A 20,287-nucleotide genomic window follows, 5' to 3' on the forward strand; every position below is an offset into this window, starting at 1 on the left:
TCCAATTTACAAGCGACAGCTCCCTTTACACAAGGGAGCCTTATTTGCTAAAATTTAACACTTTACATTTAGCCCCACAAACCCAGATTTGCCGAAGTGATTTACAAATAAAACTATTGACTATTATCTTAATTTTATAATGAAACAAAAAGTAAGAGGTGATTACATTGTGGCTTAAGTTAAATTTAGAGGGTATGAAAATTAATATTCAAATTAGAAATTACGAAAAGTCTGATAAAGATATATGGGATATGCAATATTGTAAAGTTGATTTTTCTTTTATTTTTAGGGATATAATCAATTATGAAAATTCAAGCGAGATTCTTTTATCTTGTGAAATAGAGAAATTAAAAGAAAAACTTGATGATTTGCTTAATGATAGAATTGCCAAAGAATTTGAATTAGAATTTATCGAACCTGATTTTATGTTTCATTTTAGTCTAATAATTACTTTTCTACTACATTGGATATTGATGATATTAAAGCACTTAGGTGTTATCTAAGTTTAATTATGGGTACTATTACCACAGATGATAAAGAAGTAATAAAATATATGAATAAGGGAATTATCACAGAATAATCTATAACAAAAGTAGGCTACTTCACCACAAGTGAAATAACCTACTTTTTTATTTAGTAATTAAATTGTATTAGAAACTATATTTTAAAACTTTCCCCAATAACCAAACTTTTTATTTTTAATAGCAAGGAAAGTTATTGTTACTGCTACAGATAAAGTTTCTGCAACAATGATTGAGAACCATATGCCATCAAGTCCAAAGAAAATAGGCATTATCAAAACAGAAGAACATTGGAAAAGTAATGTTCTTAGGAAAGCAATTGTTGCTGAAGTTAAGCCATCATTTAGAGCAGTAAAGAATGCCGAACCGAATATTGAAATTCCCGAGAATAAGAAAGCAATACCATAAATTCTAAATGCATGAGTTGTCATTGCTAAAAGCTCTTTGTCATATCCAACAAATCCACTTGCAAGTGGATTTGCTAAGAATTCAGAAATTCCAAACATTGCTATTGCCACAATACCGATAATAACCGAACTTCTCTTTAAAATGTTGTTAAGTTCCTTTTTGTTATCTGCACCGTAATGATAACTTGTGATAGGTGCAATACCTGTTGAATAACCGATAAATACTGCTAAGAAAATAAAGTTAACATACATAATTGTACCGTAAGCAGAGATACCATCCTCACCGGCATATTTCATAAGCTGAGCATTGTATAGCATACCAACAAGTGACATAGAAATATTGCTCATAAGTTCTGATGAACCATTTGTGCAAATTCTGATTAGTGACTTAAAGTCCCAACTAGGTTTGCAAAGTTTTAATCTGCTTGAATTTTTTCCGGCAAAATAAATTAAAGGTACAATACCACCAAAGATTTCACCTAAAGCAGTTGCCAAAGCTGCACCAACAATTCCCCATTTAAAGACTGCAATAAACAGTGCATCACCAACCATATTCATAACACCGGCAGTAACAGTTAATGCAAGTCCTAACTTTGGCTTTTCAGCAGTTACAACAAGACTACCAAAAGCATATTGCAACATTAAAAATGGGAGAGAGATAAGCAGTACTCTGCCGTATTTAACACAGTTTTCAAGCATTGTACCCTCAGCACCTAGAAATGATGCAATCTGTCTTAAGAAAATATTGCTGATAATAGAAATTACAATACCACTGACTATAGTTGCACATACAAGTAGTGAAAATATTTTGTTTGCCTTTTTGTCATTACCTTCACCCATAGTTTTGGCAATTAATGCACTGCCACCTGTACCAAACATAAAGCCCATTGCACCAACAACCATAAGGAATGGCATAATAAAGTTAACTGCTGCAAATGATGTTTTGCCAACAAAGTTTGATACAAAGAATCCGTCAACAACACCGTAAATTGATGTTAAAATCATCATTAGTATTGATGGTAAAGTGAAACTGATTAACCGTTTAAAATTAAAATGGTCCGATAATTTTATTTTATTTTTCATTATTTCTCCTTGAATTATAACTTCTCAATTTGCTTTTTAAATGAATTACGGTGCTTTTTCATAAGTTTTAAGTATATCTCCATTTCTTTTTCATCCCAATCTTTAAAAGCACTAAATTCAGCCTCGTATAGCTTTTTAGCAGTTTGATTTGCATACTCCTTGCCTTTTTCAGTAAGGCAAACTATCTTAGATTTTCCATTGTATTTTTCAAGGTAAATAATATCCTCATTCTCAAGTTTACGAATAGCTGAGTTAATTGTCTGTTTGCTGATTCCAGATGATTTGTAAATGTCGTATAATAGGCATTTTCCCTTATTAATGTATGTCATATACAGTACAAATGAAACACTGTCCGATACTCCCAGTTTTACTGATGCTTGATGATACAATGATTCAATCTCTTCATTTAAACAATTTATTTTACAAATGCTGTCAAAAAGTTCTTGCAATAATGTCATTCCTTTCATAGTATGATTTCATAACTTATGCATTATAGTATGATTTCATACTATTGTCAACAATAATATACAAAAAAGTCAAATGAAAATTTACAAAGTATTTTTAATTTATTGTTTACAAATGCCCAAACTCTTGATATACTATTAAATATGTTTAAAATCTACAAAGGAGTATATAGATGGGTATAAAATTTAATATATGTTTATGGAACAAAGGAGGTTGCTACAATGAAACGAGAACGACTTGGTAGCCGATTAGGTTTCATTATGTTGTCAGCCGGTTGTGCAATTGGTTGTGGCAATGTGTGGAAATTTCCTTGGATGTGTGGACAAAACGGTGGAGGTAGCTTTATGCTTGTGTATATCCTTTGCCTTATTGTTCTTGGAATTCCTTGTTTGATTATGGAATTTTCTGTTGGTAGAGCTTCCCAGACCAGTCCTATTAATATGTATAAAAAACTGGAAAAGCCTAAGCAAAAGTGGGGTGGCTTTGGTTGGGTTTGTCTTGTAGGCAATATTTCACTTATGGCTTTCTATACTGTAGTATGTGGTTGGCTGATAAATTATTTTGTAAAGTTTGTTTCAGGTAATAACCAAAATATGGGCTTTGATAAAATGACTGCTGACCCATCAGTTAATGTACTATTCTTGCTTGTTACTGTTGTAGTGTCATTCTTTATACTTTCTTTTAATCTTCAAGGTGGACTTGAAAGAGTAACAAAGTATATGATGATTGCATTACTTGTGCTGATGGTGGTACTTGCAGTAAACAGCTTAATGCTTGGTGGTGCAGGTGAGGGAATGAACTTTTATTTAAAACCTGATTTTTCTAAGATTAACGGTTCTGTTGTAGTTGGTGCTATGAATCAGGCATTCTTCACTTTATCAACAGGTATGGGTGGTATGGCTATCTTCGGTAGTTATATTGACAAGAACCGTTCTCTTATGGGTGAAGCAGTAAGTGTTATTTCTCTTGATACACTTGTAGCTATCCTAGCCGGTGTTATTATTTTCCCAGCTTGTTTTACATATAACTTAGAAGTAAATGCAGGTCCTAGTTTACTATTTGACACAATGGCTACAGTATTTAACAATATGGAGGGTGGCAGAATCTGGGGTTCTCTGTTCTTCTTGTTTATGGTGTTTGCTGCTATGTCAACTGTACTTGGTGTTTGTGAAAATATTTTAGCTATGGTTCGTGATTTAACCGGTTGGTCAAGACCTAAGGGTTCTTTAATTTGTGGTATTGTTATCTTTGTGTTAGCATTAACAACTGCACTTGGCTTTAGTGTACTACATTTTCAGCCTTTTGCAGAGGGTACAACTTGGCTTGATTTTTGGGACTTTATTGTTTCTAATAATATATTGCCACTTGGTTCTCTTGTACTTGCACTATTCTGTTGTAATAAGTTCGGTTGGGGATGGGATAACTTCATTAGTGAAGCTAATTCCGGTAAAGGACTTAAAGTTAAACATTGGATGAAACCGATAATTCAGTATGTAGTTCCTATTGCTATTGGCTTTATCTATATTTATGGTATGGTTAATTTTAAGTGGACATAATTTAATTTGACTATAGAAAAACACACTTATGATTGTTTTCATAAGTGTGTTTTGTTATGTGTATTATTTTTTTTGCCTTGATAAATTAAGTATATAATTGAACAAATAAATATAACTATACTTATTATTTGTGAAGTAGATAATCCTAACAAAAATCCTCTGTAAGTATCACCTCGTAGAAATTCATCAAAAAATCTTATTACCGAGTAACTTAAAAGGTATGTAGCAAAAAGCTTGCCTTTTAGTAATTCTTTCTTTAGTAAATATGCAAGTATGAAAAATAAAATAAGATTTAGTAGTGATTCCAGAAGTTGTACCGGAAACCTTTGTACATCATTAACAGAAGGTAACAGTTGATTGTTGTGTACCGTAAAGCCAAAGCTACTTTCTATACCGTAACAACAACCACCAAGGAAACATCCTATTCTTCCGAAAAAATGAAATAGTGGAATACCGGGGGCTATTATATCGGAATAATCAGATAAGTTGTAATGCTTTTTATTGCAGTAAATAAAGCCAACTATCATACCACCGATAAGCCCACCGTAAAATACTGAACCACCACATATTAATTTTGCACATTCAATAAAATCACCAAATGAATGAACATAGGTGTTCCAATTGGAAAATAGTTTAATTATAAGATCAAACCTTGTAATGGAATATAGTATGTGGCCACCGAAGAAAACACCTATTGAAGATAAAAGTAAAATTATTATAAAATTATTTTCGTCATAACCTTTTTGTTTTGCTTTTTTACAAATATAAATACCACTAACAAATATGCCTATTAAGGACATTAATGCGTAAGTAGGAATAGTTTTTCCTAATAAATCAAAAGTAGGGAACATAATTTTCTCCAAAAATATAACCTCCTGTACCAAAGTACAAGAGGTTATATTTTTTATAAATTTAATTAGCTAAGCATACCTGCTGTAGCTAGTGTACCGGCTGCACAGATAACACATACAAGTAGAATACCTGAAAGTACCACACCGATGATACCTGTTACTAAACCGGCTGTTGCAAAGTTTTTGTTTTCGTCATTAAGCTTTCTAACACCTACGCCTAGGACAATGGCAACAATGCCGGCAGCAAGACCTGCAATAGCACCATAACCAAACCAAGCTAAAACAACTGAAACAATACCGCAAATTAAAGAAGCAATTGCTTTACCCTTTGAATTCTGCATAATAAAATCCTCCTCAAATATAATTTAATCAAAGTTTTTTAATGATCGACTTTATTTTACTATATTTTTATACTTGTGTCAACTAAATTATTGAGTATATTATTATTTAATATATATTATTTTATCTATAAATATATTATTAAATATATATAAATTTGCTTATAAATAATAAAAATAAAAATAATTACTGTTTTCTATTGCATTTTACTCTAAAAGGAGTATAATAAATGTATATTAATTGTTGAATTATTTTATAAGGAGGTAATTTTATGGATAAAAAGGCTATGTACAAATTAAGTTATGGCTTGTTTGTACTAACGGCTAAAGATGAAGAGAAAGACAATGGTTGCATTATAAATACTGCAATTCAAGCATCTTCAATGCCTAATCAGCTAAGCATTTGCGTAAATAAAGCTAATCTTACCCATGATATGATTGTAAAAACCGGTAAATTCACAGTTTCTGTAATTAGTCAGGATGCCGGTTTTGATTTATTTAAGCACTTTGGTTTTCAGTCAGGCAAAGATGTTGATAAGTTTAAAAACTTTGAAAAATGCAAGCGCGGTGAAAATTCGATTTATTATATAATAGAGGGTACTAATGCATACATTTCTGTTAATGTAAGTAAAACTGAGGATTTAGGTTCACACACAATGTTCATAGGTGAAATTACAGATATGGAAGTTTTAAGTGAAACGCCATCTGTAACCTATGATTATTATTTAAAGAATATTAAGCCACAACCTGAAAATGTAGGTACAACGACTGATGGTAAGACGATTTGGCGTTGTACAATTTGTGGTTATGAATATGTTGGGGAAGGGTTACCGGAGGACTTTGTTTGTCCACTGTGTAAACATCCGGCATCTGATTTTGAAAAGATAATTATTAAGGAGGAAAAAACTATGGCAACAAATAAGTATTCAGGTACACAAACAGAAAAGAATTTACAAGAGGCTTTTGCAGGAGAATCTCAGGCAAGAAATAAATACACTTATTTTGCATCAGTAGCTAAGAAAGAGGGCTATGAGCAAATGTCAGCATTGTTCCTAAAGACTGCCGATAATGAAAAGGAACATGCAAAAATGTGGTTCAAGGAACTTGCAGGTCTAGGTGACACAAAGTCTAACCTTGCTGATGCAGCAGAAGGTGAAAACTACGAATGGACAGATATGTATGAGGGCTTTGCAAAAACTGCTGAGGAAGAGGGCTTCCCTGAATTAGCTGCTAAGTTTAGAGCAGTTGGTGAAATTGAAAAGCACCATGAAGAAAGATACAGAGCATTGCTAAAGAATATCGAAACTGCTCAGGTTTTTGAGAAGTCAGAAGTTAAGGTTTGGGAATGTCGCAACTGTGGTCATATTGTTGTTGGTACAAAAGCACCGGAGGTTTGTCCTGTATGTAACCACCCACAATCTTTCTTTGAAATTCATCAGGAAAATTATTAATTATAATTCTCTATTAGAATTATATCAATCACGTTGTAGGAGTAACCTTTGGTTGCTCCTATTTTTCTATAACAAAAAAGGAGTACAATGTACTCCTTTAAATAAATATTCTAATAAAGAATTAAAGTTCTTTAGTTTTAGGGATAATTTCCAGCCAATAACCGTCAGGGTCATTGATAAAGTAAATACCCATATCAGGGTTTTCAAAGCAGATGCAACCCATTTCTTCGTGAAGGGCGTGAGCCTTATCAAAGTCCTGTACTTTAAATGCTAGGTGGAATTCACCTTCACCAAGGTCATACTTTTCAGGGTGGTCATCAAGGCAAGTCAGTTCAAGTACAAAGTCAGTTGTGTCATTGCCAACATAAACGATAGTAAAACCATCACCGTCAATTCTGCTTTTTTCTGTTAAGCCTAAAGCCTTTTCGTAAAAGTCAAGAGATGTGTCTAGGTCAGCTACATTAAAATTCTGATGAACCATTCTAAAATTTAAATCCATAATTATACCTCCATTATAGTTGTAAAAATTAAAAATTCTTGAGAAGAGTATAACACAAAAGTAAAAAATTGTAAAACAAAAACCCCACCGAAAAATCGGTGGGGAAGTAATACACTAAAATATTAAATTATAGTTCAGCGAAATACTTAATTGTTCTTACCATCTGTGATGTGTAAGAGTTTTCGTTATCATACCAAGAAACAGTCTGAACCTGAGTTGTGTCTGTATCTTCCATGTATGTGCACATTGTCTGTGTTGAATCGAATAGTGAACCGTATGTCATACCAACGATATCAGAAGAAACGATTAGGTCTGTGTTGTAACCAAATGATTCAGAAGCAGCAGCCTTCATAGCAGCGTTAACTTCGTCAACTGTTACTTTACCCTTAACAACTGATGTTAGGATTGTTGTTGAACCTGTAGGTACAGGAACTCTCTGTGCAGAACCGATTAGCTTACCGTTTAGTTCTGGAATAACTAGGCCGATAGCCTTAGCAGCACCTGTTGAGTTAGGAACGATGTTTACAGCACCAGCTCTAGCTCTTCTTAGGTCACCCTTTCTGTGAGGACCGTCAAGGATCATCTGATCACCTGTGTAAGCGTGGATTGTGCTCATGATACCACTCTGGATTGGAGCTAGGTCGTTAAGAGCCTTAGCCATAGGAGCTAGACAGTTTGTTGTACAAGAAGCAGCAGAAATAATCTTGTCTTCCTTTGTTAGTACATTTTCGTTTACTGAGTAAACAACTGTTGGTAGATCGTTACCTGCAGGAGCAGAGATAACAACCTTCTTAGCACCGGCATCAATGTGAGCCTGTGCCTTAGCCTTTGATGTATAGAAACCTGTGCATTCTAGAACAACGTCAACACCGATTTCACCCCAAGGTAGTTCAGCAGCGTTTGGCTTAGCGTAGATTGTGATTTCCTTACCGTCAACAACGATTGAAGATTCCTTAGCTTCAACCTTGTCAGCAAGAGCATACTTACCCTGTGCAGAATCATACTTTAGTAGGTGTGCAAGCATAGCTGGATCTGTTAGATCGTTGATTGCTACTACTTCATAACCTTCAGCACCAAACATCTGTCTGAATGCTAGACGACCGATACGGCCGAAACCATTAATTGCAACTTTAATTGCCATTTTTTATTCCTCCTAAATTTTAAGGTACTTATATTTTATTACAAGTTCGTAAATTTTTCAATACTTTGTGAGAAATTTAACACGACTTTTATGAAAATTTTATGATATGAAATATTTTTACCAAAAATAAAGTCGTATTTCTGTACAGTTTTTCACATATAAGACAAATTATAATTCTATTAAAGAAATATTATAAATATTTTATCTTGACAAACCTCCCTCTATCTATTAATATATTAGTAAGCGTGAATTTATTTTTACGCATTTTAAGTGATTTATTTCGCTTAATTCCTTTTAATTGACTCTTATTGAGCCGTTATATATAGATAATCATTTAGTATTATATTTATTTTTTGCTTTTTTATGCACAACATTCTGGTAATACTACCCTTATGGGTTTTATGATTAATTTATTGGGCTATTGCCTTTTTTATATTTCGTAAAAATTGAATATCTGTCTAACGGCACCGGTCGATTGTTTTGATGAATTTGAATTATTAAAAAACAAAACAAGGAGGTGTCATTTCCTATGCCAATGTGGTTAGCTATTGTGCTGATTATTGTTGCTATTGCTGCAAGTCTTGCTGTCGGTGTTTATCTTGGTATCCAGCGTAGAAAGCAAGTTGCAGAAAAGGCTATTGGTTCTGCCGAAACAGAAGCAAATCGTATTGTTTCTGAAGCAATTAAGTCAGCTGAGGCTAAGAAGAAGGAATTTTTACTGGAAGGTAAAGATGAACTTCATCGTCTAAGAAATGAGAACGAAAAGGAAATTTCTGATCGCAGAAAAGAAGTTCAGCGTCAGGAACGAAGAATTCAGCAAAAAGAGGAAACTCTTGACAGAAAAATGGACAACCTTGAGAAGAAGGAAAACAACTACCAGAGAAAGCAAAAGGAAGTTGAACAAAAGCTTCAAGAAGTTGAACAGGTTAAGAAAAGTCAGTTTGAAATGCTTGAGAGAATTTCAGGTTATACTGCTGACCAAGCTAAGGATTACTTACTACAACAGCTTGATACAGAACTTGACCACGAAAAGTCTGTAAAAATCCTTGAATATGAGGAAAAGCTAAAGGAAGAATCCGACAAGAGAGCAAGAAACATTATCAGTCTTGCTATTCAGCGTTTAGCTGCTGATCAGGTATCGGATGCTACTGTTTCTGTTGTATCTCTTCCAAATGATGATATGAAAGGTCGTATTATCGGTAGAGAAGGTAGAAACATTCGTACTATTGAAACACTTACAGGTGTTGACCTTATTATTGATGATACTCCGGAAGCAATTACAATTTCTTCTTTCGAACCTGTTAGAAGAGAAATTGCCAGAGTTGCTTTGGAAAAACTTATTTCAGATGGTAGAATCCATCCTGCAAGAATTGAAGAAACTGTTGAAAAAGCCAGAAGAGAAGTTGAAGCTACTATTAAAGCTGAAGGTGAGAGAACAGTTGTTGAACTTGGTGTTAACAACATCCACCCTGAACTTGTTAAACTTCTTGGTAGATTAAAGTACAGAACCTCTTATGGTCAGAATGTGCTAAGACACTCTATTGAAGTTGCTTATATTTCCGGTATGATTGCTTCTGAACTAGGTCTTAACCCAACAGTTGCTAAGAGAGCCGGTTTACTTCACGATATTGGTAAGGCACTTGACCACGAGATGGAAGGTTCTCACATTCAGCTTGGTGTTGAAGTTGCCAGAAAATATAAAGAAAGTGATGCAGTTATTCATGCTATTCATGCTCACCATGGTGATGTTGAAGCAAAGACAGTTGTAGCTTGTATTGTTCAGGCTGCTGATGCTATTTCTGCTGCAAGACCCGGAGCAAGAAGAGAAAATATCGAAAATTACATCAAGAGACTACAACAGCTTGAAGAAGTTGGTAAGAGCTTCCCAGGTGTTGACAGTTGCTTTGCTATTCAAGCAGGTAGAGAAATTCGTGTTATGGTTAAGCCTGAACAGATTAATGATGACAAGATGGCTCCACTAGCTAGAGAAATCAGTAAGAAGATTGAACAGGAACTTGAATATCCTGGTCAAATCAAAGTTAATATTATTCGTGAATCAAGAGTTTCTGATTACGCAAAATAATTAATATTAAGCAAGTTATAGCCTCCCTTTATGGGAGGCTTTTTGTGTATATAATTTTCTGTATAATTCCATAATAGAAAAATAAATAATCGGTAATGTTGTTTAGAACATAAAAGGAAAAACAAAAAATAAGAGGACTAAAAGTCCCCTTATCCCAAGTAATATATAATTTTATTTCTCAAATTAAAAACTCTATATTATTGTATCTACCTTTCCTTTACTGCGAATGTTCCGATTAACTGTAATATAAAAAGATTTATAATACATCCGAATCCCATTCCGGTATGTACTTTTCACTTGCTGATGAAAGTTCCTGACAGTAACCGTTAAGACCACTACTTTCAAAAGCCAACAAAACCTTTTCATATTCTCTTTTTGTAATTTTACGGTTTAACTTTTTATGATATTTTGCATCCCCATAGGGAATGTATTGTCCCATTAATGAAAATAATATTTTATCTCCATATTTTTCTGCAAGATAATTTATTACTTCAATGGAATTTTTCGTATGACTTGGCAATACTAAATTACGAACCATTGTACCTTTTTCCATAATACCGTCTTGGTTTATGACAGGTTCACCGGTTTGTCTTACCATTTCTTCAATAGCTTTTGATGTAACATCAAAGTAGTTCCTTACATTGCTATACTCTAAACCTAAGTCATTGTTGCTATATTTAAAATCAGGTAGATAAATATCAATATAGCCTTCAAGTTTCTTAAGTGTTTCAATAGAGTCAAAACCACTTGTATTATAGACAACCGGTACTTTTGGACTTATTATATCAAGCAACTGTATAATCCCATTTGTATAGTGGCTTGGTGTAATAAAACTTAAACTTTCAGCACCTTTGTCTAACAGCAAGGTAACTTCCTTAGCCAGTTCATCAATGGTAACTTTTCTTCCTAAATTAGAATGAGAAATTTCACGATTTTGACAGTATATGCAGTCAAGAGTACATCCGGTGAAAAACACTGCTACAGTACCTTTCTTGCCACTGATAACCGGTTCTTCCCAATAGTGATGGGCTACACGGCTAACATAAAGAGATTTTGGCATTTTGCAGTAGCCTCTGCCTATACTATCGTTTCTTTCTGCGTTACATTTTCTCGGACATAAATTGCAAATCATATTGTATCACCAAGTAGATTATACCACGATTTTAGAAATCAGTAAAATCTAAAAGGTAATTTTCTAAAATATCATATATATGGACCTCTTCCGGTAGGTGAATGTTGAAAGCATTGATGATATACTCAATCTGATCCCATTCAGTTGTTATATCCTCAATTGCAAGGTTACTTTCGAAACAATTGCACCGAATACCGTATGACTCAAAATCTCCTTCCTCGTTAGATTGTTTTTTAGAAATAAGTGTAAAATTATTCATTTTTCTCCCCTTTGAACAAAGAACAATTCACAGGTAAACCTATTATAGCACAACAATTGTCAAATGTCAATATAAGTAAACGGTTTACAATCACTAAAGTTTAAATTTAAATAATTTCAAAAGAATTTTACATAATAGAATTATTATGATATAATCCTACTGAAAGAGGGTATTGTATGAAAAAGTTTATTCCATTTTTAATTTTAACTTTAACAGTTGTACTTACTTTTTGTGGTTGCCAAAATCCATTAAATTATTTTTCAGAAGAACCAACATCAACAACTGCTCCTACAACCGAGGAAACAACATTTCAGGGTAATTCAGAGGTGGTTACACTTGCAAAGTCATCAACTGAACCATCTTCTTCAAAAGAATATAATTATCATTCAGATTTACTAGGTGCAACATTTGTTTTGCCTGAGACTTGGGAAAATAAATATGCCGTAACTGAAGAGTCAAATAATTATGGTGGTTCATCAGTTACTTTTTACGAAAAGGACAACCATAGTCTTGACCAAAGTTTAGGTGAAATTTTTACCTACAATTTATTTCCAACTGATGAATATAAGACCGGTGCTAATTTTACTGAATATGGCACAGTAACAATTGGGAATACTACTTATTACTTAGTGTGTACAACACCGACAGGAAAGAAATATAGCACTAAAAACAAGAATATGAAAAAAGCCTATGATGCGCTTAATAAAGAAAGTGATATTCAGTTAATTTGTAATAGTGTTGTGTTTGATGGTGGTTATCCTATTGATAAGAATGGTGCATCAACTACAATGGCATCAAGTTCAACAGATACCACAGACCCATCAGCAACTTCCACTAAAAAAGCAAATAGAAGTAGTGATAGTTCCGGTTTGGTGTTCCCTGATATTTCAAGCAGAAGGCTAACTTCAGCAGACCTAAAGGGAAAATCATCTGATGATATTCAAACTGCTATTAATGATATTTGTGCTTTACATGGATATAACTTTACTACTGACTCAATTAAGAAACATTATCAGCAGTTTAGTTGGTATAAGCCATCAAGCAACTATTCAGAATCTACATTTAATGATATTGAAAAGTATAATTATTCATTACTACAAAAAGCAAGATAATAATTAAAAGAAATATTATGGGTATTTTAAATCAAGCAAGAGCCTCTGTTATACAGAGAGGTTATGAATATTATAAGGATAAAAAGGTAATTAATTTTCGTAAAGAATCCGACACTGTTTTTTATGGTAGTGTTAAAGGCACTACTGCATATGATGTTAAGATAGATATTAATCATACTGTAAAGAATACATATTGTAACTGTCCATTTGCTAAAGATAATCGAAAAATTTGTAAACATATGGTTGCGTTATATTTTACTGCCTTTTCTAATGAAGCTGAACAATATATTGAAAATATTGCAGAACAAGAAAGAATTGAAGAAGAAAGATTTAACGAAATGTATGGTTATCTATATGATGAAGATTTTGAGTACTATGAAGATGATGAAGAAATAAATGATTATGTTATGTATGAGGTTGTTTCTAACTATGTTAATAATCTTACTGTACCGGAACTTCGTTTTAGATTAATAGAGGCGTTAATAAAACTTTACGGTAAGGACTTTCCTTAATATATTTTCATCAATATAAAATATTAATAATATAATTAAACCACCCAATGCTACAGTTTCTTAATTGATGTAGTGTTGGGTAGTTTTGCTTTGGTATTTTTTGATTTTTAGTAAATGTGAATTTTTAATTTTGATTGTGCTAATCTATAATTTATCTTTCAATTTAACAAAAATTTATTGAAAAAAAGAGGGTTACAGATGTAACCCTCAAATAATTATAATTTACTTTTAATTGGCAATTTATGGTTCATTAATGAACAACAACGATTGTGCCGTTATGAGCTTTCTTAAAGATTTTGGCAACCTTATCAAGTGGTGTATTAACACAACCATGAGAACCATCAGTTAGATAGGTGTTGCCACCATATTCATAACTTGCTCTCCATGTTGAGTCGTGAATACCACAACCATCAGCAGTAAACTGCATCCAGTAGTTAACCATAACATCCCATGTGTCACCAACCAGTCTTGATGGGGACTGATGAACAAAGATTGTGTGAACACCCTTTGGTGTGTCATGAACACCATCAGCCATACCGGTTACAACCGGAGTATCAACATAAAGTTTACCGTTAATGTAGAACCACATATGTTGTTGCTTAATGTTGATTTCAATATATGTATTACCAACATCTTGACCAAAGATTGTACTTTTAGCCTTTTGTGACTTAATCTTAGGTGCAGTAGTAGGCTTTAGTTCTTTGCCTTTGTAAGTTTTGTAAGGTTGAACTTGGAAGTAGTAAGTTTTGTTTCTTGATAGTTTGCCGGTAGTAAAGCTTCTGCTTGTTGTTTTAGCAACACACTTAAAGCTTTTTCTATTGCTACTTGTTGACTGATATACCTTGTATCCTGTAGCTGCAGGAACTTTTGACCAAGTAACTGTGATTTTGCTTAATTCACTCTTAGTCTTAACAGTAGTTGCGTATAAACCACAAGTGCTCATTACTGCATTAGAATAGTTAGAAACAACAGTACCATAATTGTTATATGTACGGTATGCCTTTAATTTGTAGTAGTAGATTTTACCATTGCTAACCTTACTGTCGGTAAATGTAGTTGTGCTATTCTTTTTGATTGTTTTATAGTAAACATATTTACCGTTACTAACACCACTTGCACGATATACTTTGTAACCTGTTACATTCTTGTTTCTATTCCACTTAATAGAAATATTTTTACCGTTATTAGTTACCTTTAATCCTGTAACCTTGCTTGTAGCAGTAGATGATTTTACTGTAGCATTTTTGCCGTAGTAATTCTTTTTATTCTTAACTATCATAGGTGTTACTTTGATGTAGTAAAGAGTATTTTTTGATAGCTTAGTAACATTAGCAGTATTTGATTTAACAGAATTTACATAATGCCACTTTTGGTTGCTACCAACTTTTCTGTATTCAACCTTATAGTTAGTTGCATTCTTAGATTTGTTCCATTTTACTGTAATGTAATTTGAAGAAATCTTTGTAACCTTTAATTTAGAGATATTACCAACAGAAATTGGCTTTACAACCGGCTTTGTAGTAGTAGGAACAGTTGTAGTTGGTTTTGTAGTAGGTTTAACTGTAGATGTTACAGTTGAAGTTTCTGATGGAAGAGTGTTGTTGATTGTCGTAGGTTGTGTAGTTGTACCGGTATCGCCGGTATTAGTATTGTCATCAGCAAATACCGAGAAACCAAAGTTAAATGCGAACATTGAACTTAATACAACTGCAATACAAAGAACAAGACTCAAAACTTTTTCTTTCTTTCTTTTCATAATATAACACTCCTTTATGTGTTTATTTTACTTCATTATATAATGAACTTAAAGAAAAATAAAGGGAAAAATTAGTTAAAGTTTAAACTGTTTATTTGGTTATTTTTACTATATTTTTCCTTCATTTTCAATTTTATCAAGGGCAATTTCTTTTACCTTGTTTTGAAGCTTTTTTAGGTATGGATTGAACTGACATTCTTCGTATCCGTAAACAGGATTTAGCTTGTATTCAATATCAATCCAAGTGCTAATTGGAGCTTCATTATGAGATATAGATGCCTCTAGTTTATCCAGTGCTTTATATACCTTTGATTCCTCAGTTTCTTGCTTAATCATTTCATCATAAAGACTATAAAGTTCCTTGTTGTATGGTGAAGGTAAAGTGCTAACCCAGTTAAGCAAAATTTCTTCTTCCTTGTTTTCATCATTTTCAGTTTTGTAAAATGATGGAATATCACCGGTAAAGGCTTCACCCATATCGTGAAGTAAACACATTTTTATAACTTTATCATTATCCACATTTGTAAATTCATCCTTAGTGAAAAAAGCCATAATAGTTAGTCGCCAAGAGTGTTCGGCAACACTTTCTTTTTTACCTTTAGGCGACCAACTGTGTCTTGTGTTGTCTTTTAGTCGGGAAGTTAAATTCATTATATCCATAAAATTTTTGATTTCCATATGTTTCACCTCTTTTCTACTATTTTAACACATTTTATTTTGCTTTTAAATAATTATTGTTATGAAATTAGAGTAAAACAAAGAATTTTAATGTTATAATGTATAAAAACAAGTTATAAATTTATACATAAATACCATAGTAATTGAGGAGGTTTTGTTATATAATTTATGTGAGAAAAGAGGAAGATATAATTTTTTGTTTTTTTATACAGAATGAGTGGTTTTATGAAAAAGTTAATTTCCTTATTTTTAGTTGCAGTTTTATCCTTATCGGTTATGATTTTTGATGTTTCAGCAGCTAAGGTAAATACAGTTTCTATCTCGGGTGAGGAACTATTTGATGAAGCCTTTTCTATTTATGATGAAATAAATAGAGCGCGTGTTTCAGAATCAAGAAGAAAGGTTGTAATGGACAAGGAACTTATGAATTACGCAATGTTGCGTTGCAAAGAACTTGCTATTAAGTTCTCTCATAACCGTCCAAATGGTGAAAGTTTCTATTCTGCCTTTGATAGAGCTTATGGTGAAGATATTTTTACAGGTTCTTCATCAACTGATTATGTTATTAAGCAATGGCTACAAAACAGTAGTAGTAGAAAAGATATTCTTACTGATTACTATAAAAGTATAGGAGTAGGTGCTGTAGAAGTTGATGGTTCTTACTATTGGGTTTTAATCTTTGGTATTGATAAAAAAAACGACCTAATTGTGAATAGAACTGAATTTGATGTTGAAGCAAATGATTCCGGTCTTGTATCTTTTAAAAAATCTTTAATTGAAGCAAAGATTCGTTTTGGTAATACTTCACTTTGTAAAAATAACTCAACCAGAGCAACAATATCTTTTTATAACGGTGTTTCTTATACACAGATTGACCCTAGCTCAGTAACATTTGATTCATCAAACAAGAATGTTTGTGTTATCAATAAGTTGGGTAAAATTTTAGGACTTAAACAAGGCAAGAGTACAATTTCCGTTACATTAAATGGCGACAGTTACCCATTCCTTGAACAAGATTTTTATGTTAATGGTGAAGTAGAAGATGTTACTCTCAGTCGTAGTAGTTATACATACTATAGAACTAACAAATCAGGTTCACTTAAACTTTCTGCAAGAGTAACACCATACAATGCAAGTAATACAAGGGTTACTTGGAAATCAAGCAACAATAGGGTTGCAACAGTTTATTCTAACGGTAGAGTTATTATGAAAGGTAAGGGTACTGCAAGAATTACTGCAACTTCTGTTGATAGTCCCAGGGTAAGTGATTCTTGCAATATTAAAGTTGTACAGAGAGTTACAGGTGTAAAGTTAAATAAAAATACTATTTCTTTAAAGAAGAAAAAGTCCTACAGACTAAAGGCTACTTGTTCACCATCAAATGCAGATCGTAGGTCTGTTACCTGGAAATCTTACAACACTAAGGTTGCCAAAGTTGATAAAAACGGCAAAGTAACAGGTGTGAAAAAGGGCAAAACTACTGTTAGAGCAACAGCCGGTGACGGTAGCAAAAAGTACGCTAAATGTACTGTAAAAGTTAGTTAATAGGGTGTGTGAACATTTATAAATATATAAATCCCCATATCGTCTGATATGGGGATTTTACTTTGTATCTTAATATTAGAATGTATGTTGTTCAAGGTGAGTAACATGGTCGATTTTGTCAGCATAAACATTGACAAAGAAAGCAACAAGTGGAATAGGAAAACCAAACCAACTTGCATATGTACCGAAAATACTGCTTAAAACTGCACCTATTGCAACACCAATGTGAAACCAAAAAAGAGTGTTACCGTAGAATTTGCCTTTTCTAAGCATATGCTTGTCTTTGGTAATTAAATATTCAGCAAATGATGTAGTGCATTGTTTTATGTTATTTGTTGAGAAAATAGTGGAACTGTTGAATCTACCCACACCATGGAATACACTCCATTGAGTTGACATCATAAAGAATATTGGAAGTATACCGATTATAGGATTAATATGGGTCGGTATCAAAGGAAGAAGTATCAGTCCTGCACCATCAACCATAATTGCATATGCATTTAGGTTAATACCGGTTTTTAGCCTTAACACAACGCATAATACAATAGCAAAAACATATATTCCTAAACCAATTAGCCTTAACATTACATCAAAGAAATTTCTACCAACTATTCCGGTAATAATTTCAATTAAGTTGGCTGTTTGTGCGTTACCAAAGTTACTCATTCTGCAAAAGATAGCATAGCCACCCATAAAGCCACCCATAACACACATAATACTATGGAGAACCAGTGATATTTTTTTCTTTTTCAAAGTCATTGTTGTCATCCTCTTCCTATATCTTCCGACTTCATATTTTATCACAATATGTAGAATTTTTAAAGATTATCACATACCAAATAAAAAGAATAAATAGAAATTATCTTGTTTAAAATTTACATATATATGAAAAATAATACTTATTATAGATAGTGAATAGTGAAATGTTTAATGTGAATTTGCTATTTTTATATTTTCCATTATAAAAACACTCCTATTTCATACAGTTTTCACTTTGGCATTTTATTATAATACCAACACAAGAGATAAACCTCTTGAAACATAATTCAAAAATCAATTAATATAGATGATTTAAGGAGGACCTTAATATGTATGACAATAACAATTACAACAACTTTAACGGTACAAGTGGTGGAGAACCACCGGTAAATAATCAGAATGAGAACCAAGGTTTTAATGATAATCAGAACTACAATAACAACCAAGGTTTTAACCCGGATTATAGTGTAGGCAGTAACAATCAAAGTTATGGAAATGACCCATATGGTGACAGTGAGTCATATAGAGAAAGACATTCTTTCTTTGAAAACGGTCAGCAGAATGTTGCACCTAACTACAATGAAACTGTTAATTCATATGAATGGGGAACTGCTCCAAATAATGGACAGAATAACCCTAGAAACTTCAACCACAAAAAGGTTAAGAAAGAAAAGAAGCCTGTAACAAGAAGTACAGTAGCTATTGCATTAGTTGCTTGTTTCTTAATTGCATCAGTATTTGGTGTAGGTGGTGGTGTTGGTACTTATTACCTACTGGCAAATAAAAATTCAACAACTACAGGTCTTAATTTAACAAAGAATAGTTCAACAGGTGGTACAGACTCTACAAACGGTACTGCTCTTTCAACAAAAGACATTACAAGCAAAGTTGCTGACTCAGTAGTTGAAATTGTTACAGAATCTGTTTCATATTCATTCTATGGTCAGGCAGTATCTCAGGGTGCAGGTTCAGGTGTAATTATTGATAAGGATGGTTACATTGTTACTAACCACCATGTTATTGAAAATGCAAAGTCAATTAAAGTTACTCTAAAGAACGGTAACGAATATACTGCAAAGTTAATTGGTTCTGACTCAGACAAGGATGTTGCTCTGCTAAAGATTGAACCAAAGAGTGACGATAACCTAACTGCTGCAGTATTTGGCGACAGTGATAAACTTGCAGTTGGTGACAAGGCAGTTGCAATCGGTAATCCTCTAGGTGAACTGGGTGGTACAGTTACAGACGGTATTATCTCAGCACTAGACAGAGAAGTAACAATTGACAACAGCAGTATGAACCTACTACAGACAAATGCAGCTATTAACCCTGGTAACTCAGGTGGTGGTCTATTTGACGGTAAAGGTAACCTAATCGGTATTGTTGTTGCTAAGGCATCAAGCAGTAGTTCTAACGAAAGTGTTGAAGGTCTGGGCTTTGCTATTCCAATTAATGATGTTGAGTCTATCCTAAATGACCTAAAGAAATACGGTTATGTAAAGGGTAAACCGGGTGCTATCGGTGTAGTAATGCAAGATTATATGGATATGGTTTATGTTTATTCTGTAACAGAAAATAGTCAGGCTGATAAAGCAGGTCTACAGAAAGGTGACAAGATTATGAGCATCAACGGAGAAAAGGTTTCTTCAAGTGCTGATGTTAAGAAAATTGTTACTAACTCAAAGGCAGGAGATAAGCTAAAGTTTGTTGTTGAAAGAAATGGCTCTAAAAAGACTTTAACTGTTACAATTAAAGAAGCATCAAAGAGTGAAACAAATTCAAACAGCAGTAACTCAAGCAATAACAGTTCAGATAATTCAAGCGATATCTACGGTAATGGTGGTAACGACTCATATAACGATTCATATGGTAGTGACAACTCATCAAACGGTAGTGACGAAGACTCTGTATGGAACTACTTCAATTAATAGTTAATGCTATTAGTTGTTTATATAAATAGTAAATAAACTGGAGCAGTCTCTTGACTGCTCCTTTACTTCTTAAAATAATTTTTCAATTTTGTCTGTGCTAATCTATAAATTAGGGTTTGTGGTGCTAGAAATTGCCTTGTTATGTGGTAGATATTTAGAATTAGTAGAAACCATCCAGCCTTCCTTGTGTAAAGGAAGGGGGACCACG

Annotated in this window: 19 protein-coding genes and 1 pseudogene; 9 read left to right on the top strand and 11 right to left on the bottom strand. The window is 33.1% G+C overall.

Annotation, left to right across the window (positions count from 1 at the left end; all coding sequences use genetic code 11):
• Positions 1–167: 167 nt before the first annotated feature.
• Positions 168–503, top strand: a complete 336-nt coding sequence (locus tag WMO18_RS08480) for a WapI family immunity protein (protein ID WP_211148047.1) — start codon at positions 168–170, stop codon at positions 501–503.
• A gap of 161 nt (positions 504–664) precedes the next feature.
• On the opposite strand, the gene WMO18_RS08485 is transcribed toward WMO18_RS08480, so the two are convergent.
• Both WMO18_RS08485 and WMO18_RS08490 read right to left on the bottom strand, forming a co-directional pair.
• Positions 665–2,011 (bottom strand): MATE family efflux transporter, encoded by a 1,347-nt coding sequence (locus tag WMO18_RS08485; protein ID WP_211148046.1) that lies wholly within the window; start codon positions 2,009–2,011, stop codon positions 665–667.
• A gap of 14 nt (positions 2,012–2,025) precedes the next feature.
• Positions 2,026–2,478 carry a MarR family winged helix-turn-helix transcriptional regulator gene (locus WMO18_RS08490; RefSeq protein WP_248004715.1) on the bottom strand — a complete coding sequence of 151 codons (453 nt, stop codon included), beginning with the start codon at positions 2,476–2,478 and terminating at the stop codon, positions 2,026–2,028.
• A gap of 219 nt (positions 2,479–2,697) precedes the next feature.
• Between WMO18_RS08490 and WMO18_RS08495 the strand changes: the two genes are divergently transcribed.
• Positions 2,698–4,032: a sodium-dependent transporter gene (locus WMO18_RS08495; protein ID WP_211148045.1), complete on the top strand. Its 1,335-nt coding sequence runs from the start codon at positions 2,698–2,700 to the stop codon at positions 4,030–4,032.
• A 38-nt stretch (positions 4,033–4,070) separates the two neighbouring features.
• On the opposite strand, the gene WMO18_RS08500 is transcribed toward WMO18_RS08495, so the two are convergent.
• Positions 4,071–4,895, bottom strand: a complete 825-nt coding sequence (locus WMO18_RS08500) for a prolipoprotein diacylglyceryl transferase (RefSeq protein ID WP_211148044.1) — start codon at positions 4,893–4,895, stop codon at positions 4,071–4,073.
• Positions 4,896–4,948: 53 nt separating this feature from the next.
• A complete protein-coding gene (locus WMO18_RS08505; RefSeq protein WP_211148043.1) occupies positions 4,949–5,224 on the bottom strand; it encodes a DUF4190 domain-containing protein in 276 nt (91 codons plus the stop codon).
• Positions 5,225–5,508: 284 nt separating this feature from the next.
• On the opposite strand from WMO18_RS08505, the pseudogene WMO18_RS11005 reads away from it, so the two are divergent.
• Together WMO18_RS11005 and rbr are read left to right on the top strand one after the other, a co-directional pair.
• Positions 5,509–5,913: pseudogene (locus WMO18_RS11005) on the top strand (flavin reductase family protein); the annotation flags it as partial.
• Between the two features lie 90 nt (positions 5,914–6,003).
• Entirely contained in the window at positions 6,004–6,672 is a 669-nt protein-coding gene (gene rbr / locus WMO18_RS11010; RefSeq protein WP_437127970.1) for a rubrerythrin, read from the top strand.
• Positions 6,673–6,793: 121 nt separating this feature from the next.
• Here the strand turns inward: rbr and WMO18_RS08515 are convergent, their stop codons facing one another.
• Together WMO18_RS08515 and gap are read right to left on the bottom strand one after the other, a co-directional pair.
• Positions 6,794–7,171, bottom strand: a complete 378-nt coding sequence (locus WMO18_RS08515; protein ID WP_211148041.1) for a VOC family protein — start codon at positions 7,169–7,171, stop codon at positions 6,794–6,796.
• 127 nt (positions 7,172–7,298) lie between these two features.
• Positions 7,299–8,312 (bottom strand): type I glyceraldehyde-3-phosphate dehydrogenase, encoded by a 1,014-nt coding sequence (gene gap / locus WMO18_RS08520; protein WP_211148040.1) that lies wholly within the window; start codon positions 8,310–8,312, stop codon positions 7,299–7,301.
• 529 nt (positions 8,313–8,841) lie between these two features.
• Here gap and rny point away from each other — a divergent pair.
• Entirely contained in the window at positions 8,842–10,395 is a 1,554-nt protein-coding gene (gene rny / locus WMO18_RS08525; RefSeq protein ID WP_211148039.1) for a ribonuclease Y, read from the top strand.
• Positions 10,396–10,651: 256 nt separating this feature from the next.
• On the opposite strand, the gene WMO18_RS08530 is transcribed toward rny, so the two are convergent.
• Positions 10,652–11,527 (bottom strand): radical SAM protein, encoded by an 876-nt coding sequence (locus WMO18_RS08530; protein WP_211148038.1) that lies wholly within the window; start codon positions 11,525–11,527, stop codon positions 10,652–10,654.
• A gap of 31 nt (positions 11,528–11,558) precedes the next feature.
• Positions 11,559–11,786, bottom strand: a complete 228-nt coding sequence (locus WMO18_RS08535) for a DUF6514 family protein (RefSeq protein ID WP_211148037.1) — start codon at positions 11,784–11,786, stop codon at positions 11,559–11,561.
• Positions 11,787–11,962: 176 nt separating this feature from the next.
• Here WMO18_RS08535 and WMO18_RS08540 point away from each other — a divergent pair, with 176 nt between their 5' ends.
• Together WMO18_RS08540 and WMO18_RS08545 are read left to right on the top strand one after the other, a co-directional pair.
• Positions 11,963–12,898 carry a YARHG domain-containing protein gene (locus WMO18_RS08540; protein ID WP_211148036.1) on the top strand — a complete coding sequence of 312 codons (936 nt, stop codon included), beginning with the start codon at positions 11,963–11,965 and terminating at the stop codon, positions 12,896–12,898.
• Between the two features lie 17 nt (positions 12,899–12,915).
• A complete protein-coding gene (locus tag WMO18_RS08545) occupies positions 12,916–13,410 on the top strand; it encodes an SWIM zinc finger family protein (RefSeq protein WP_367286543.1) in 495 nt (164 codons plus the stop codon).
• Between the two features lie 250 nt (positions 13,411–13,660).
• Here WMO18_RS08545 and WMO18_RS08550 read toward each other — a convergent pair whose 3' ends face one another.
• Together WMO18_RS08550 and WMO18_RS08555 are read right to left on the bottom strand one after the other, a co-directional pair.
• On the bottom strand, positions 13,661–15,166 hold the full coding sequence (locus WMO18_RS08550) for a L,D-transpeptidase family protein (protein WP_211148171.1): 1,506 nt from the start codon (positions 15,164–15,166) through the stop codon (positions 13,661–13,663).
• A gap of 108 nt (positions 15,167–15,274) precedes the next feature.
• A complete protein-coding gene (locus WMO18_RS08555; RefSeq protein ID WP_211148170.1) occupies positions 15,275–15,844 on the bottom strand; it encodes an HD domain-containing protein in 570 nt (189 codons plus the stop codon).
• Between the two features lie 225 nt (positions 15,845–16,069).
• Here WMO18_RS08555 and WMO18_RS08560 point away from each other — a divergent pair, with 225 nt between their 5' ends.
• Positions 16,070–17,389: an Ig-like domain-containing protein gene (locus WMO18_RS08560; protein WP_211148169.1), complete on the top strand. Its 1,320-nt coding sequence runs from the start codon at positions 16,070–16,072 to the stop codon at positions 17,387–17,389.
• Between the two features lie 75 nt (positions 17,390–17,464).
• On the opposite strand, the gene WMO18_RS08565 is transcribed toward WMO18_RS08560, so the two are convergent.
• Positions 17,465–18,148, bottom strand: coding sequence for a YoaK family protein (locus WMO18_RS08565; RefSeq protein WP_022505702.1), 684 nt, complete (start codon positions 18,146–18,148; stop codon positions 17,465–17,467).
• A 329-nt stretch (positions 18,149–18,477) separates the two neighbouring features.
• Here WMO18_RS08565 and WMO18_RS08570 point away from each other — a divergent pair, with 329 nt between their 5' ends.
• Positions 18,478–20,076, top strand: a complete 1,599-nt coding sequence (locus WMO18_RS08570) for a S1C family serine protease (RefSeq protein ID WP_022505701.1) — start codon at positions 18,478–18,480, stop codon at positions 20,074–20,076.
• The last annotated feature ends 211 nt before the right edge of the window (positions 20,077–20,287 follow it).

This window comes from Ruminococcoides intestinihominis (genome assembly GCF_040096285.1).
GTDB lineage: Bacteria > Bacillota > Clostridia > Oscillospirales > Acutalibacteraceae > Ruminococcoides > Ruminococcoides intestinihominis.

What these genes read in the sequence shown, in the direction of transcription:
- WMO18_RS08485 (WP_211148046.1), bottom strand. Translation starts at nt 2,011, where the DNA reads ATGAAAAATAAAATAAAATTATCGGACCATTTTAATTTTAAACGGTTA.
- WMO18_RS08490 (WP_248004715.1), bottom strand. Translation starts at nt 2,478, where the DNA reads ATGAAAGGAATGACATTATTGCAAGAACTTTTTGACAGCATTTGTAAA.
- WMO18_RS08495 (WP_211148045.1), top strand. Translation starts at nt 2,698, where the DNA reads ATGAAACGAGAACGACTTGGTAGCCGATTAGGTTTCATTATGTTGTCA.
- WMO18_RS08505 (WP_211148043.1), bottom strand. Translation starts at nt 5,224, where the DNA reads ATGCAGAATTCAAAGGGTAAAGCAATTGCTTCTTTAATTTGCGGTATT.
- WMO18_RS08515 (WP_211148041.1), bottom strand. Translation starts at nt 7,171, where the DNA reads ATGGATTTAAATTTTAGAATGGTTCATCAGAATTTTAATGTAGCTGAC.
- gap (WP_211148040.1), bottom strand. Translation starts at nt 8,312, where the DNA reads ATGGCAATTAAAGTTGCAATTAATGGTTTCGGCCGTATCGGTCGTCTA.
- rny (WP_211148039.1), top strand. Translation starts at nt 8,842, where the DNA reads ATGCCAATGTGGTTAGCTATTGTGCTGATTATTGTTGCTATTGCTGCA.
- WMO18_RS08530 (WP_211148038.1), bottom strand. Translation starts at nt 11,527, where the DNA reads ATGATTTGCAATTTATGTCCGAGAAAATGTAACGCAGAAAGAAACGAT.
- WMO18_RS08535 (WP_211148037.1), bottom strand. Translation starts at nt 11,786, where the DNA reads ATGAATAATTTTACACTTATTTCTAAAAAACAATCTAACGAGGAAGGA.
- WMO18_RS08540 (WP_211148036.1), top strand. Translation starts at nt 11,963, where the DNA reads ATGAAAAAGTTTATTCCATTTTTAATTTTAACTTTAACAGTTGTACTT.
- WMO18_RS08545 (WP_367286543.1), top strand. Translation starts at nt 12,916, where the DNA reads ATGGGTATTTTAAATCAAGCAAGAGCCTCTGTTATACAGAGAGGTTAT.
- WMO18_RS08550 (WP_211148171.1), bottom strand. Translation starts at nt 15,166, where the DNA reads ATGAAAAGAAAGAAAGAAAAAGTTTTGAGTCTTGTTCTTTGTATTGCA.
- WMO18_RS08555 (WP_211148170.1), bottom strand. Translation starts at nt 15,844, where the DNA reads ATGGAAATCAAAAATTTTATGGATATAATGAATTTAACTTCCCGACTA.
- WMO18_RS08560 (WP_211148169.1), top strand. Translation starts at nt 16,070, where the DNA reads ATGAAAAAGTTAATTTCCTTATTTTTAGTTGCAGTTTTATCCTTATCG.
- WMO18_RS08565 (WP_022505702.1), bottom strand. Translation starts at nt 18,148, where the DNA reads ATGACTTTGAAAAAGAAAAAAATATCACTGGTTCTCCATAGTATTATG.
- WMO18_RS08570 (WP_022505701.1), top strand. Translation starts at nt 18,478, where the DNA reads ATGTATGACAATAACAATTACAACAACTTTAACGGTACAAGTGGTGGA.